Below are 14580 nucleotides of genomic sequence, written 5' to 3' on the forward strand. Positions count from 1 at the left end.
CATGCGATTAAATGCATATAACTCTGCGCAAACGGCAATGAGGTGCTGAAATAAAAGCCATGCAGGCATGGGGTTGACGCCTTTTTCAGCGATCAAACACAGAACGAGAATTTGACGTTGACACTCAACAGTCGGTTTCATATTATCCCGTCCGTCGAGTTTACTCGGCAGTTTTTCGGTTCGGGGGTATAGCTCAGCTGGGAGAGCGCTTGCATGGCATGCAAGAGGTCAGCGGTTCGATCCCGCTTATCTCCACCAAACCGCTCCCAACGGTTTGACCGAAAAATGATTTCCAGATGTGGGGGTATAGCTCAGCTGGGAGAGCGCTTGCATGGCATGCAAGAGGTCAGCGGTTCGATCCCGCTTATCTCCACCAAATCTCTGTTCGTTCTGAACGCATGATTAAATAACCACGAAGAACCTATAGCGACGCAGTTAATGCGCGGTTTTGCTATTTCAAATTCAAATGCGCACTAAAATGCGCCGCTACACATGTTGTAAGCAGCGCTTTTTTATCAGGCGGTTGCGGCCTGCGGCTGCAATTGCAGCACACGGAAACCGTGTGTGCCATCGCGATCCAGCTGCGCCACCAAGCCATACTCCCAATCCAGATAGGCCTGCATCACGCCGGGTTCAATATCGGTGCCTTCATACGGGCGGCGATAGCGATCGATCGCGGGTGAAAGTAGCTGCTGCTCACCTTGCTCTGTCGGCAGTTCCGCAGCGCGCCATGCGGCGTTACCCCCTTCCAGCACGAACACCGGCTTGCCGGTTAACTCTGCCACTTGTTCCACCGCGTAACCGGCCAGCAGACTGCTGCCGCAGGTCAGCACATAACGACGCGCCTCAGGCAGCAGCGCTTTACCTTGCTGCTGCAGGGTAGAGCGCAGTAACCAGGCCGCACCCGGAATATGGCTGTTAAGGTGATTGGCGCGGGTAGTGAAGTCCAGCACCTGCGTCTGGCCCTCTTCCAGCCATGCCGCTAACTGTTGCGGTGACACGAATTCGGGTTGAGCGACTGGCGGCACCTGTGCCTTCCAGTTACCGGTTTCACTGAAATCACTGGCCTGCAGTTCTTCCAGTACCGAAACCTGCCAGCCAAGCTGTGCCAACCAGGAGGCGGTCATATTGGCGCGGACGCCATCATCATCAATCAGCACAATCCGTGCGCCACGCACGCTAGCGTAATGGTCGGTTTCCTGTACCAGCTGGCCACCAGGCACGTGGCGGCTGCCGGGCAGATGTCCGGCGGCATACTCTTCGGCATCACGCACATCAAACAGATAGGTGGTGCGCGTTTCCTGCTGCCAGCGTTTAAGCGTGGCCAGTGGGATACGTTCCACACCCGCACGGTCAGCGATGCTGCGCGCACTATTCGCCGCCTGACGCTGTGCCGTTTCGCTGGTCTCGCCATAGCGGCGCGCCTGACCTTTATCCAGCGCATGTCCAGCCAGCGTCCAGCCAATAGTGCCATTACGCAGCGCGAATACCGGATTACGCACGCCGGCATTCACCAGCGATTGCGTGCCGATGATGCTGCGGGTGCGACCAGCGCAGTTCACAATTACCGTGGTTTCCGGTGATGGCGCGATATCACGTACGCGCAGCACCAACTCTCCGCCAGGCACGCTAGTGGCGCCAGGGATACTCATGGTTTGGTACTCGTCGAAGCGACGCGCATCCAGCACTACCACGTTGGCTTCGCTATTAATCAGCTGATGTACTTCGTCCGCTGACAGGGAAGGGGTGTGATTGTGGTGCTCAACCAGCTCGCCAAATGCTTTGCTGGGTGAGTTCACATCGATAAACAGTTCACCGCCTGCCGCCTGCCAACCGGTTAAATCATCGGCCAGCAGAGCAACGTTGCTGTAACCCTGTGCGGCAATGCGTTCAGCGGCGGTTTGCGCCAGGCCTTCGCCATTGTCATACAGCGTGATAGCGGTGGTGCACTGCGGAATACGATCCAGCAGCTCAAGCTCCAGCTTGGAAAGCGGAATATTAACCGCAAACAGCGGATGCGCGGTGGCAAACAGCGCTTCATCACGCACATCAATCAGCGCCACTTCCTGCTGCTGACGCAGGGCATCAATAATTTCCGCCGCCTGGCGTAAAGGAAAAACGGCTTTAGTCATGTGAAAGGTCCCAAATGTTCGGTAAGTAACGGTTGCTGTAACCGGAGATAAACGTTTTTTCGCTGCCGTCTTCGCGATAGACCGCGCGTTTTACTGCACCAATGTTGGCGCCATAAACGTGAATGCTAATGGAGACGCGGTCGTCATAGGCATTGCTGACGCGATGAATATCGCCAACCGTCGGCGATACCGCTTCGACGCTGCCGGGATCGAGTCGCACGGGAGCACCTTCCGGCTGTAAACCGTTGGGTCCAGGCTGCCACGATTGTGAAATTTCCGCGCCGCGCAGCATGCCAATTAATCCCCACACGCGATGGTCGTGAATGGGCGTTTGCTGGCCCGGTCCCCAGACGAAGCTCACCACCGAGAAGCGCTGCTGGGCATCAGCGTGCAGCAGATATTGTTGATAGTGTTCTGGATGGGGCTGTGTGAAGGCGTCGTCCAGCCAGTCGTCATGACGAATCAACTCGCCGAGCCATTCGCTGCCACGCTGCAAAATCGTGGTTTCCGCGGGCTGGGTATCTAACAGATTGGCCAGATTAGCGACGAAGTCGCGCAGGCGGTGATGCTGATAATGGCTCATGAGGCTCAGGCGCTCCTTTTATCAGCGGCAGAGAGCGCAGCAACTTTCTCGCGCGTCATAGGAATCAGCTCGCGCCCATACTCCACCGCATCGTTAAGCGGGTCGAAGCCGCGAATCAGCACGCTATGAATGCCAAGGCGATAGTATTCCAGCAGCGCATCGGACACTTGCTCTGGCGTTCCCACCAATGCGGTGGAGTTGTAGCCGCCCTGAACCAGCTTCGCCACGCCAGTCCACAGCACTTTATCCAGGCGATCGCCTTCGTTGGCGGCAGCGAGTAAACGCTGCGCCCCGACGCTCTGCGGCTTGGCCTTACCAAAAGCAAAGCCGCTTTCCGTAAGCTGTTTCTCGGCGGTGGCGCGGATATGTTCAGCACGTTCCCAGGCTTCTTTTTCCGTTTTGCCAAGAATCGGGCGGAACGAGATATTAAAGTTAATCTCGCGGCCCTGTTTGGCGGCAGCGGCACGCACGTTGCGCACGGTTTCTTCGGCTCCTTTCAACGGTTCACCCCATAGCGCGAACACATCGGCATGGCGTGCCGCCACCTCAATCGCCTCCTGCGACGATCCGCCAAAATAGACCGGCAGTTTTTTCTGCAGTGGTTTGATGGCGGAGAACGCCTGTTCAGCCTGATAAAACGCACCTTGATGATCGTAAGGCTGCGAGGACTCCAGGCTCTGCTTCAGCACGGTGAGGAACTCATCGCTGCGCGCATAGCGTTCGGCTTTATTCAGGAAGTCACCATCGCGCCGCTGCTCGACATCGCTGCCGCCGCTGATGATGTGCACGGCTAAACGGCCGTCGGTTAAGTGGTCGAGCGAGGCCAGTTTGCGTGCTGCCAGGGTTGGTGCGACAAAGCCTGGACGATGCGCCAGCAGAAACTTCAGCGTCGAGGTATGCGCAGCGGCGTGGGCAGTAACCAGAAAACCATCCGGTTGATCTGACCAATAGCCGACCAGAATGCGATCAAAGCCGGCTTCCTCATGCGCGCGCGCAAAACGGGCAATGTAATCTTTATCGAACAGCGGGCCGCTGGCCGGGATGATTTCGGAAGCGAGGCGGTGGCCAATCATGCCAAGGAATTGAATGCTCATGCGGTTCTCCTGAAGTGACGTCATGGAGAAAAACTACGGGCGCAGGCGGTATGAACGGAAATTCAATATTGTGCAAAGGTTTTGCATTTAACGGTGAAGCGGGTGATAGCGCGGGGAAAGCTGCGGAGCGACGAGATAGAACCGATTGAAATAATTAAGAAGAGAAGGGCGAGCCGCAGCTCGCCCAGACTATCAGAAGGCCAGCACTAAACCGGCGATGGCGGCAGACAGCACGCTCACCAGGGTTGAGCCGTACAGCAGTTTCAGGCCGAAGCGCGAAACCACGTTACCTTGCTCTTCGTGCAAACCTTTAATCGCACCCGCCACAATCCCGATAGAAGAGAAGTTAGCAAAGGAGACGAGGAATACAGACAGAATACCTTCCGCATGTGGCGAAAGCTGACCGGCGATTTTCTGCAGATCCATCATCGCCACGAATTCGTTGGACACCAGTTTGGTCGCCATGATGCTGCCAACCTGCAGCGCTTCGTGTGAAGGAACGCCCATCACCCAGGCAAACGGATAGAACACATAACCCAGCACACCCTGGAAGCTGATACCGAAGATCAAATCGAACAAGGCGTTCAGACCAGAAATCAGCGCGATAAAACCAATCAGCATCGCCGCCACGATAATCGCCACTTTGAAACCGGCGAGAATGTATTCGCCCAGCATTTCGAAGAAGCTCTGACCTTTATGCAGATCCTGCAGCTGCAGGTCTTCTTCGCTATCAACGCGGTACGGGTTAATCAGCGACAGCACAATAAAGGTGCTGAACATATTCAGTACCAGCGCAGCCACCACATATTTTGGCTGGAGCATGGTCATGTAGGCACCGACAATCGACATGGAAACGGTCGACATCGCGGTCGCTGCCATGGTGTACATACGGCGCTGCGACATCTTGCCGAGGATATCCTTATAGGCGATAAAGTTTTCTGACTGTCCCAAAATCAGAGAGCTAACGGCATTGAAGGATTCCAGTTTCCCCATACCGTTAACTTTTGACAGCACGGTACCGATGCCACGAATCACCCACGGTAAGATGCGGAAATGTTGCAGAATACCGATTAATGCGGAGATGAACACAATCGGGCACAGAACATTCAGGAAGAAGAAGGCGAGGCCTTTTTCGTTCATGTTGCCGAACACGAAGTTGGTCCCTTCGGCCGCATACTTGAGCAGATGATCAAAGACGCCGGCGAAACCCTGTACGAAACCGAGGCCGACTGATGAGTTGAGGAAGAACCACGCCAGCAGTACTTCGATCACCAAAAGTTGGACGATATAGCGAATGCGAATGCTTTTACGATCGTGACTGACCAGCAAGGCCAGCACGGCTACCACCACCAGTGCTAAAATAAAATGCAAAACATGGGACATGTCGGCTCCAAATTTGAGGAGGGTTGTATTTTGTTGCGTATTCTATGTAACGCGTTACTTAAAAACGAGATCAAAACCACATTATAAGTATTCGCTATCGCGATTTTTCTCAGATAAGTCTGACCGCTCACAACCCCGTTACAATTCTCTCACAAGAAATATCCACAAAAACATTGTCTATAAAATGACCCAAGCGTAGAGTCAATTCCGTTGTCCTGGTTTTGGCAAGAACCACCTTTACCAAAATGTATAGCAATGGCTATACTTCATAGCACCATCTATTAATACGATAACTATAACCATATTTCATCTGCCTTGTTCACCTCTTAAGCTGCTCAGGTCAACAAGCATTAAGACAGGGTAAAACTATGCTAGAAAGCCGCACCGCTGAGCGCGCCGCTCGCGGAGCCAGAAAGATTAAGCTTGCGTTGCTGGGCCCCGCCTTTATCGCGGCGATTGGTTATATCGATCCCGGCAATTTTGCTACCAATATTCAAGCCGGCGCCGCCTACGGCTACAAGCTGTTATGGGTGGTGGTGTGGGCCAACGTGATGGCGATGCTGATTCAGCTGATGTCGGCCAAACTCGGCATTGCCACCGGCAAAAATTTAGCGGAGCACATCCGCGATCGCTTTCCGCGCCCGGCGGTATGGTTCTATTGGGTGCAGGCGGAAATCATCGCTATGGCTACCGATCTCGCCGAGTTTATCGGCGCAGCGCTCGGCTTTAAGCTATTACTGGGTATTTCGCTGCTGCAGGGAGCGGTGCTGACGGGGATCGCAACCTATCTGATTCTGATGCTGCAAAGTCGCGGGCAGAAGCCGCTGGAGCTGGTGATTGGCGGCCTGCTGCTGTTTGTTGCGGCGGCGTATATTGTCGAGCTGTTTTTCTCCCAGCCGAAAGTCAGCGAGCTGGTGGTTGGCATGGCGCTTCCATCGCTGCCGACTTCCGATGCGGTTTTCCTGGCTGCCGGCGTGTTAGGCGCCACCATTATGCCGCACGTGATTTATCTGCACTCGGCGCTGACGCAGCACGGTAATAAAGGCAGCAAAGCTGAACGCTACTCCTCGACAAAGCTGGATGTGGCGATTGCGATGACCATCGCGGGCTTTGTCAATCTGGCGATGATGGCCACCGCAGCGGCGGCGTTCCACTTTAGCGGCCACTCTAAAATTGTCGATCTCGACCAGGCGTACTTAACGCTGCAACCGCTGCTGGGTCAGGCTGCCGCCATTGTGTTTGGTTTAAGCCTGGTTGCCGCCGGTCTCTCTTCTACGGTGGTGGGAACGCTGGCAGGACAAGTGGTTATGCAAGGCTTTATCCGCTTCCACATCCCGCTGTGGTTCCGCCGTACCATCACCATGTTGCCGTCCTTTATTGTGATTTGGGCCGGCTGGGATCCAACGCGTATTCTGGTGATGAGCCAGGTGCTGTTGAGTTTTGGTATTGCACTGGCGCTGATTCCGCTGCTGTCATTCACCGGCAACCGTGAATTGATGGGCGATGAGATGGTGAACTCGCGTCTGATGCAGAATGCCGGGCGCTTGATTGTGGTGCTGGTGATCGCCCTCAATCTCTACCTGCTGGTCGGCGAAGCGCTCGGTTGGTAAGCGCGCGATAAACAAAAAATCCCGCTTAATAGCGGGATTTTTTGTTTAGTGATGATGATGATCGTGGTGGCCACGACGATCGTCATGGCGGTGATCGTGACGATGATGTTCACGACGTTCACGTTCATGCCAGCGACGTTCGCGCTCACGTTCATAGGCGCGATGACGTTTCCACTCTTCATGACGCCACCAGCGATTATCATTGTACTGGTAGCGATCGTTCCACCAGCGCGGCTCGCGCCAGCGGCCGCCATCCCAGTAATTACCGTGACGATCGCGATCGCCAAGATGCAGCGTGACGCCGGGACCCAAATTGATGGTGGCGCTATTAGCTTCTGCTGTGTGTATGGCTAATGGGGATAAAGTTGCCAGCAAGGCGGCAAACAAAATTGCACGTTTCATTACTTCTCCTTTTCAGTAGCTTATCTCTGCCACCGTTGCGCTAGTTTGCCACATCGGACCAGGTAAGCCTTGAGAATCAGTCTGAAAACGCTGAGGTAAATCTGAATTGAGAATTTTCTGCTGCGGAGAACGCCCGACAAATGCCGGGCGGGTAAGCGTTTACACTAAGATATTATGGATGGCGCTAATTTCGTCTGTGCTTAGCTCTGGCTGGCTCAACATCTCCACGGCGTCATCAATCTGCGCAGTTTTACTGGCACCAATTAATACCGACGTGACACGCGCATCGCGCAACACCCAGCTCAGGGCCATTTGTGCCAGCTTCTGACCGCGCTGTTGAGCAATCGCCTGCAGCTGACGCACTTTTTCCATCTTCTCTTGCGTCAGCTGGTTCTCATTGAGGAACTTACTGCCGCTGGCGATGCGTGAATCTTCTGGAATGCCCTGCAAATAGCGGTCGGTTAACACGCCACCTGCCAGCGGAGAGAAGGCGATGCAGCCGACGCCGTTTTCGCCCAGCACATCCAGCAAACCCTGCTCTGGCGCGCGTTCAAACATCGAATAACGCGGCTGATGGATCAGGCACGGCGTGCCGAGATCGCGCAGAATCGCAATCGCTTCGGCGGCTTTATCTGCTGGATAGTTGGAGATGGCGGCATACAGCGCTTTACCCTGACGCACCACCTGGTCCAACGCGCGCATGGTTTCTTCCAGCGGCGTTTCGGGATCCGGTCGGTGATGATAGAAGATATCCACGTACTCCAACCCCATGCGTTTCAGGCTTTGATCGAGACTGGAAATCAGATATTTGCGTGAACCCCAATCGCCGTAAGGCCCGTCCCACATGGTGTAACCGGCTTTTGTCGAGATCACCAACTCATCGCGTAGCCCATGAAAATCCTCGCGCAGGATACGACCAAAGTTGGATTCTGCCGATCCCGGCGGTGGGCCGTAGTTATTGGCGAGGTCGAAATGGGTAATGCCGCGATCAAAGGCGTGACGTAGCAATTCACGGCTGTTATCCACGCGCGTACTGTCGCCAAAGTTGTGCCACAAGCCCAGTGAAATAGCCGGTAACTTCAGGCCGCTACGGCCACTACGACGATATTGCATTTGTTGGTAACGTTCGGGATGGGGAAAAGCAGTCATGCAGCGTTCCTGTCTCAAAGGGGAGAAAGTGACATCAGCATAGCAGTGTATGCGTTTACACTAAGGCGAAACGCGCCGAAGATCGCAACTTACAGAATTATCTGTCGTCGTAACGATAGCTTGCCACAAATCCCCGTTTCACGACGGTGAAAATCTCGCCAATTCAGCCACATCGCTAATACTCCTGATCATCCCCTTAACAAGGAGTTGTCGATGAAAACCCTCAATGTTGGCGAGTACTTACTGCACCGTTTACACCAAAGCGGCATCCGCCATCTGTTCGGCGTACCCGGCGATTACAACCTGCAATTTCTCGACAGCGTCATTGCGCATCCGGAAATCGCCTGGGTTGGTTGTTCCAATGAACTTAATGCCGCCTATGCGGCAGATGGTTACGGGCGCTGCAACGGCGCAGCCGCGCTGCTAACCACCTTTGGCGTCGGCGAGCTCAGCGCCATTAATGGCATTGCCGGCAGTTATGCCGAGTATGTACCAGTGATTCATATCGTGGGCGCGCCGGCGAGCAAAGTGCAGCAGCAGGGCGACTGCGTACATCATTCGTTGGGAGACGGCGATTTTGGCCACTTTTTGCGTATGGCGCAGGAAGTGAGTGCCGCCTCTGCGGTGCTGACGGCGGACAATGCGGTGGCGGAGATTGATCGGGTGATTGACGAGGCGTTGCAGCAACATCGTCCGGGCTATCTCTTGCTGGCCGTGGATGTGGCCGCCGCAGAAGTGACGATGCCCGCGGTTAAATCCGATGTGCAACCCCGTCATCATCAGATTGCCGCTGCGTTTGCCGACGCGGCAGAACGCTTGCTGGCACCGGCGCAGCGAGTCGCGCTATTAGCCGATTTCCTCGCCTCGCGCTGGCAATTGCAGCCGCAGTTGGAGACGCTGCGCCAACTGCGAGCGATTCCTGCCGCCACATTATTGATGGGAAAAGGGGTGCTGAACGAGCAGCAGCCGGGTTATGTCGGCACCTATGCGGCTGAAGGCAGCAGCGATGCCGTACGCCAGGCCATTGAAGATACCGATGTCACGCTGTGCGTCGGCGTACGTTTCACCGATACCTTAACCGCCGGATTCACGCAAAACTTGCCGGAAGCGCGGGTCATCGATCTACAGCCGTTTCAGGCGACGGTTGGCGGAGAGGTATTCGCCCCGCTGAGCATGGAGCAGGCGCTGGATGCACTGCTGCCCATTTACCAGCGTCACTGCGCGCATTGGCAGATCGCGGCAGAGATAGAGTGCGAGGAAAATGAGCAAATCGATGCGGCGGTAATCAGTCAGCACGCATTCTGGCAGGCGATGCAGCGATTCCTGCAGCCGGGTGATATTATCCTTGCCGATCAAGGCACCGCCGCCTTTGGTGCCGCAGCGCTGCGTTTACCGCAGGATGCACAACTGCTGGTACAACCGCTGTGGGGATCGATTGGCTATACTTTACCCGCCACCTTTGGTGCGCAAACGGCGCAGCCCGATCGCCGCGTGATCCTGATTATTGGTGATGGCTCCGCTCAGCTTACGATTCAGGAGCTGGGCTCCATGCAGCGCGATGGGCAGCAGCCGATCATCTTCTTACTGAATAATGATGGCTACACGGTTGAGCGCGCGATTCACGGCGCAGAGCAACGTTACAATGATATTGCCCAGTGGAACTGGACTGCGCTGCCGCAGGCGATGAGCCTGCAGTGCGCGGCGCAGAGTTGGCGCATCAGCGAAACGGTACAGCTGGAGGCGGTAATGGCACAATTAATGCGTAATCGTCGCCTGTCGCTGGTGGAAGTGGTGATGGACAAACAGGACTTGCCGCCGCTGCTGCGTAAGGTTACCGCTGCGCTGCATCAGCGTAATAGCCGCTAAATTTCGGATAGTTGCCGCTGTGCAGTGAGGCAGGCGATCGGTAGGCTGTGCAGCATCTTTGAATGGATTACGCCCATCGTGCAGGTGGGCGTTGTTGTTTTATTGGCAGGCTTTTATAGTGTCCTGCAATTGTTTATGACCCAAGCGGAGCAGCAGAAGAATGACAACATACGCCCTGGTCGGCGATGTGGGCGGTACCAATGCCCGTCTCGCATTGTGTGAGGTGGAAAATGGCGCCATCTCGCAAGCCCAAACCTTCTCAACATCAGACTACGACAATCTCGAAGCGGTGATTCGCCACTATCTCGACGAGCAAAAGCAGGACATCAAGCACGCCTGTATCGCCATTGCCTGTCCGATCACCGGCGATTGGGTGGAGATGACCAACCACGATTGGGCATTTTCCACTAAAGCGATGAAACAGAATCTGGCGCTGGAAAGCCTGGAGATCATCAACGATTTCACCGCCGTTTCCATGGCGATTCCGATGCTGAGCGAAAAGGAAGTGATTCAGTTTGGCGGCAAAGTGCCGGTTGAAGGCAAACCCATTGCGATTTATGGCGCTGGCACCGGCCTTGGCGTTAGCCACTTGGTCCACGTGGACAAGCGTTGGATTAGCTTGCCGGGTGAAGGCGGACACGTAGACTTCGCGCCTAACAGCGAAGAAGAGGGTGAGATTCTTGAGGTGCTGCGCGCGGAGATCGGTCACGTCTCGGCTGAGCGCGTATTGTCAGGTGCTGGATTAGTCAATCTGTATCGCGCCATCGTCAAATCTGATGAGCGTGAGCCAGAAAATCTCAAGCCAAAAGATGTCACCGAGCGCGCGTTGAAAGACAGCTGCATCGATTGCCGCCGTGCGCTGTCGCTGTTCTGCGTCATCATGGGTCGCTTTGGCGGTAACCTGGCGCTCAACCTCGGCACCTTTGGCGGCGTGTACATTGCCGGTGGCATCGTGCCGCGCTTCCTCGACTTCTTCAAAGCCTCCGGTTTCCGCGCGGCGTTTGAAGATAAAGGCCGCTTCCGCGACTATCTGGTGGATATTCCGGTGTATATGATTACCCACGATCAACCGGGCTTGCTGGGTGCCGGTGCACATCTGCGCCAGGTGCTGGGCCGCGAGCTGTAATCTTTGCAGGCGAGCGGCTTGCGCCGTTCGCCTTATAACCTCATCAACTGCCGAAAGGCTTTCACCTTACTGCGACTCACCGGCACCTGCGCATCCAAATCGCGCAGCTTCAGCAAATAGGTGTTGTTAAACCACGGCTCGATTTCACGAATTTTGCTCAGATTGACGCAGTAAGAGCGATGGCAGCGGAAGAACTGCTGTTCCGGCAAGCGGCTGCAAAACTCACTGATCACCATCGACATCACATAGGCTTCGCGCCGCGTATAGACAAACGTCAGCTTCTCGTGCGCTTCAACATAGTAGATCTCGTTGATATCGGTGACGATAATGCGCTCATCTTTCAGCAAATTAACGGTTTGGGGTGAGCTGGCAGGCGCGTTCTGCGGTTGCGATTGTTGCTGGGCGCTGGCTTCCAGTTTACGCAACATGGTGACGATGCGAGATTCATGATACGGCTTAAGGATGTAGTCAAACGCGTCCAGTTCAAACGCCTCAACCGCATGCTCTTTCCACGCGGTAATAAATACGATCAATGGCTTATGGGCAAATTGATTGATGTTTTGGGCCAGCAGCATGCCATCCAGCGAAGGAATGTTGATGTCGAGAAAAATGACGTCCACCCGATGGTTTTGCAGATATTTCAGCACCTCCAGCCCATCATCAAAACAGGCCTCAACGCTGATTTGGCTGTGCTGCTGGATCATCCAGCTCAACTCTTGCTGGGCGAGAAACTCGTCTTCAACGATGATGGCTTTCACGCAGAGGTTTCCGTGGTGTGGCGCAGCGGCACAGGCAGTTGCTGACCATTCTTGCTAAGAGTAAAGGCGATTTCGGTGCCCGGATAATGGCGGGTGATGTTCAGGCCCTGGCCGGAGAGCAATTTCACCCGATGATGCACATTTAGCAGGCCAATCTTGTTGCCTGGCATCTCATTACGCGCCACGCGGTTCATCACATCCTCACTGATGCCGTCGCCAGTATCACGTACTGCAACGCGCACGCGATCGCCTAAATCTTTCACGCTCAAAGTGACCACGCCTTTGCCGCGACAGGGTTGAATACCGTGTACAATGGCATTTTCCACCAGCGGCTGAATCAGCAGGCTGGGCAGCGTAAAATGCAGATCCTCATCCACGTCATAAATCATTGTCAGCTTATCGCCGAAGCGCGCTTGCTCAATCGCGATGTAATCTTTCACCTGCCACAGCTCTTTCTTAATATCGATCAACTCGTCATCGTTGAGTTCCAGGTTGTAACGCAGATAGCGCGACAGGTTGATCACCAGCTGGCGCGCGGTGTCCGGATTGAGGCGAATCGAGGCCGAGATAGCATTCAGCGCATTAAACAGGAAGTGCGGGTTGATTTTACTTTGCAGTGCGCGCAGCTCAGCCTTGTTGGCCATCTCGCGAAGCTGCTCAGCGCGTGACACTTCCAGCTGCGTTGAGATGATTTGCGACAGACCAATGGCCATCTCTTTGAGCGATCCGGTGATGCGATGCGCGCGGCGATAATAGATTTTTAGCGTGCCGGTGACTTCCCCTTTTTCCCAAAGGGGAATAACCAGCATCGAGTGAATATCTTTGGTGCGATGCGCCTCATCGTTATTCTTGATAATGATTTTGCCGCTCGCGATAGCCTGCGCGGTGGTCGGGCTAATGGCGTCATCACCGTTGTGATAGTTTTGCTCGCCGTAGCCAACATAAGCGAGGATCTGTTTGTTGTTGGTGATGGCGACCGCATCGGCATGGATATCAGTACGAATGATGTCACACACTTTATGCAGCGACTGGCTATCAATCTGGCGGAACAGCGGCAGGGTCTTGTTGGCGATCTCCAGTGCCAGCTTGGCCTGACGCGCCGCAATCGCCTCTTTTTCACCTTCCACGCTCTGCACCAGCAGCACGATTAACCCAATGCTCGATGCGCCGAGGATCATTGGGAGCGCAATTTCGTACACAATCGACATGCCCAGCGCCATCGGCTTGGCCCACAGCACAATCAGTAGCATGGTCAGGCTTTCGCACAGCATGCCGCCGAGAATACCGGCGCGCCAGCGCTGCTCTTTCGTGACGCGGCGGTTAATGACGCCAGAAGCGATGCCAGCGATGATGCTGGTGATCAGACAGGGCACCGCCGTGACGCCATCGATATCAATCAGATAGCGATGCAAACCTGCAATCACGCCGGTGGCAATACCCACCCACGGGCCAAACAGGATGCCGCCAGACATCACTGCAATCACGCGTACATTGAGCAGTGAGCCGTCAACGTTAATGCCGGACCAGGTGCTGAATAGCGCAAACAGCGAGAAAATCGCGGTCACGGCCACTTTTTCACGCACTGAATGCTCATCTTTTTGCAACAGCTGACGGAACACCCGCATGCGAGTGAGGAAAAACAGGCAAATCAGCATTAGCGCCGCGCGGTCAAATACCGCCAGCAGCATGTCGAAGTGGGAAGGCAAGGGCATCTCTCAGGTCATGCTCGGGAAGCCATGATAAAAAATGTGATCGCGATCCGCCAGCGCCATAACAGTCTGCAGCTGTTTCTTATAGCCAGGATCAATTTTCATCATGGCGACCGAGCCATCCCGGCTAAAAGAGGAAAGCTTGAGTAACAAAAAGAGGATTAGCGAAACCGTGCGCCGATCGCTGGTTGTGGCTCTGCCGGTTTGCTATGTTGCCGTATGCAAAATAGCGGAGCCCAGCAATGCAATTACTCACCCCCCGTTTGTCCCTCAGTCGCTTACAGCCGGAAGACTGGCAGATTTTCAAAGCGGTGCATCAGGATGCCGCGACAATGACGTGGGTGAGTGAAATTCCGGACGAAAATGATATCCGCCAGCGCTTTACCGAGCGTCTGGCGCCATGGCAGGCGAGCAGTTTTCACATGCTGTGTCTGGTGGCGCGTATCCGCGAAACCGGCGAGCCGATCGGTCTGTTTGGCTGCAGCGCCGAATGGCATCCGTATCGCCAGGCGGAAGTGGGATACATGTTGCGCGATGCGTTTACCGGTCTGGGTTATGGCAGCGAAGCGCTTAATGCGCTCTGTGAGTTTTTGCTACAGGCAGAGTTTCATAAGCTAAAAGCGATGGTGATTGAGGGAAATTGGCCGTCGCGCCGCATTCTGGAGAAGAATGGTTTCGCGCTTGAGGGCACGCTGCGGGATAATTATCTGCTAAATGGCCAATGGGTAAGCGATTGGGTGTTTGGCCGCTTGAATCCAAATAATTAAA

Annotated in this window: 12 protein-coding genes and 2 tRNA genes; 6 read left to right on the forward strand and 8 right to left on the reverse strand. The window is 54.8% G+C overall.

Annotated elements, in window-relative coordinates:
* Positions 1–182 precede the first annotated feature (182 nt).
* Both WFL93_RS10355 and WFL93_RS10360 read left to right on the forward strand, forming a co-directional pair.
* Positions 183–258: transfer RNA gene (locus WFL93_RS10355), tRNA-Ala, on the forward strand.
* Between the two features lie 42 nt (positions 259–300).
* Positions 301–376 (forward strand) — tRNA-Ala (locus WFL93_RS10360).
* A 139-nt stretch (positions 377–515) separates the two neighbouring features.
* Here the strand turns inward: WFL93_RS10360 and WFL93_RS10365 are convergent.
* The 4 genes from WFL93_RS10365 to WFL93_RS10380 all read right to left on the reverse strand — a co-directional run bounded on the left by WFL93_RS10365 (position 516) and on the right by WFL93_RS10380 (position 5192).
* A complete protein-coding gene (locus tag WFL93_RS10365; RefSeq protein WP_336778059.1) occupies positions 516–2132 on the reverse strand; it encodes a rhodanese homology domain-containing protein in 1617 nt (538 codons plus the stop codon).
* A complete protein-coding gene (locus tag WFL93_RS10370) occupies positions 2125–2715 on the reverse strand; it encodes a cysteine dioxygenase (RefSeq protein WP_007889104.1) in 591 nt (196 codons plus the stop codon). The genes WFL93_RS10365 and WFL93_RS10370 overlap by 8 nt, the downstream gene beginning before the upstream one ends.
* Positions 2716–2720: 5 nt before the next feature.
* Positions 2721–3809, reverse strand: a complete 1089-nt coding sequence (locus tag WFL93_RS10375; protein ID WP_336778060.1) for an LLM class flavin-dependent oxidoreductase — start codon at positions 3807–3809, stop codon at positions 2721–2723.
* 192 nt (positions 3810–4001) lie between these two features.
* The gene (locus WFL93_RS10380; protein ID WP_007889107.1) at positions 4002–5192 is read right to left on the reverse strand and encodes a NupC/NupG family nucleoside CNT transporter; all 1191 of its coding nucleotides are present in this window, start codon (positions 5190–5192) and stop codon (positions 4002–4004) included.
* Positions 5193–5560: 368 nt separating this feature from the next.
* Between WFL93_RS10380 and WFL93_RS10385 the strand changes: the two genes are divergently transcribed.
* Positions 5561–6802, forward strand: a complete 1242-nt coding sequence (locus tag WFL93_RS10385) for an Nramp family divalent metal transporter (protein WP_007889109.1) — start codon at positions 5561–5563, stop codon at positions 6800–6802.
* Between the two features lie 45 nt (positions 6803–6847).
* On the opposite strand, the gene WFL93_RS10390 is transcribed toward WFL93_RS10385, so the two are convergent.
* Both WFL93_RS10390 and mgrA read right to left on the reverse strand, forming a co-directional pair.
* On the reverse strand, positions 6848–7204 hold the full coding sequence (locus WFL93_RS10390; protein WP_336778061.1) for a DUF2502 domain-containing protein: 357 nt from the start codon (positions 7202–7204) through the stop codon (positions 6848–6850).
* Between the two features lie 159 nt (positions 7205–7363).
* Positions 7364–8353, reverse strand: coding sequence for an L-glyceraldehyde 3-phosphate reductase (mgrA, locus tag WFL93_RS10395; protein ID WP_336778062.1), 990 nt, complete (start codon positions 8351–8353; stop codon positions 7364–7366).
* Between the two features lie 213 nt (positions 8354–8566).
* Between mgrA and WFL93_RS10400 the strand changes: the two genes are divergently transcribed.
* Together WFL93_RS10400 and glk are read left to right on the forward strand one after the other, a co-directional pair.
* Positions 8567–10219 (forward strand): alpha-keto acid decarboxylase family protein, encoded by a 1653-nt coding sequence (locus tag WFL93_RS10400; RefSeq protein WP_336778063.1) that lies wholly within the window; start codon positions 8567–8569, stop codon positions 10217–10219.
* A gap of 160 nt (positions 10220–10379) precedes the next feature.
* Complete coding sequence (gene glk, locus WFL93_RS10405; RefSeq protein ID WP_180822238.1) at positions 10380–11345, forward strand: glucokinase; 966 nt, start codon at positions 10380–10382, stop codon at positions 11343–11345.
* Between the two features lie 32 nt (positions 11346–11377).
* On the opposite strand, the gene WFL93_RS10410 is transcribed toward glk, so the two are convergent.
* Positions 11378–12103: a LytR/AlgR family response regulator transcription factor gene (locus WFL93_RS10410; protein WP_007889122.1), complete on the reverse strand. Its 726-nt coding sequence runs from the start codon at positions 12101–12103 to the stop codon at positions 11378–11380.
* Positions 12100–13791, reverse strand: coding sequence for a sensor histidine kinase (locus WFL93_RS10415; protein ID WP_036620850.1), 1692 nt, complete (start codon positions 13789–13791; stop codon positions 12100–12102). The genes WFL93_RS10410 and WFL93_RS10415 overlap by 4 nt, the downstream gene beginning before the upstream one ends.
* A gap of 263 nt (positions 13792–14054) precedes the next feature.
* Between WFL93_RS10415 and WFL93_RS10420 the strand changes: the two genes are divergently transcribed.
* A complete protein-coding gene (locus WFL93_RS10420) occupies positions 14055–14579 on the forward strand; it encodes a GNAT family N-acetyltransferase (RefSeq protein ID WP_180822237.1) in 525 nt (174 codons plus the stop codon).
* Position 14580: the final 1 nt, after the last annotated feature.

The sequence above is a fragment of the Pantoea sp. USHLN256 genome (genome assembly GCF_037149875.1).
GTDB classification, from domain to species: Bacteria; Pseudomonadota; Gammaproteobacteria; order Enterobacterales; family Enterobacteriaceae; genus Pantoea; species Pantoea nemavictus.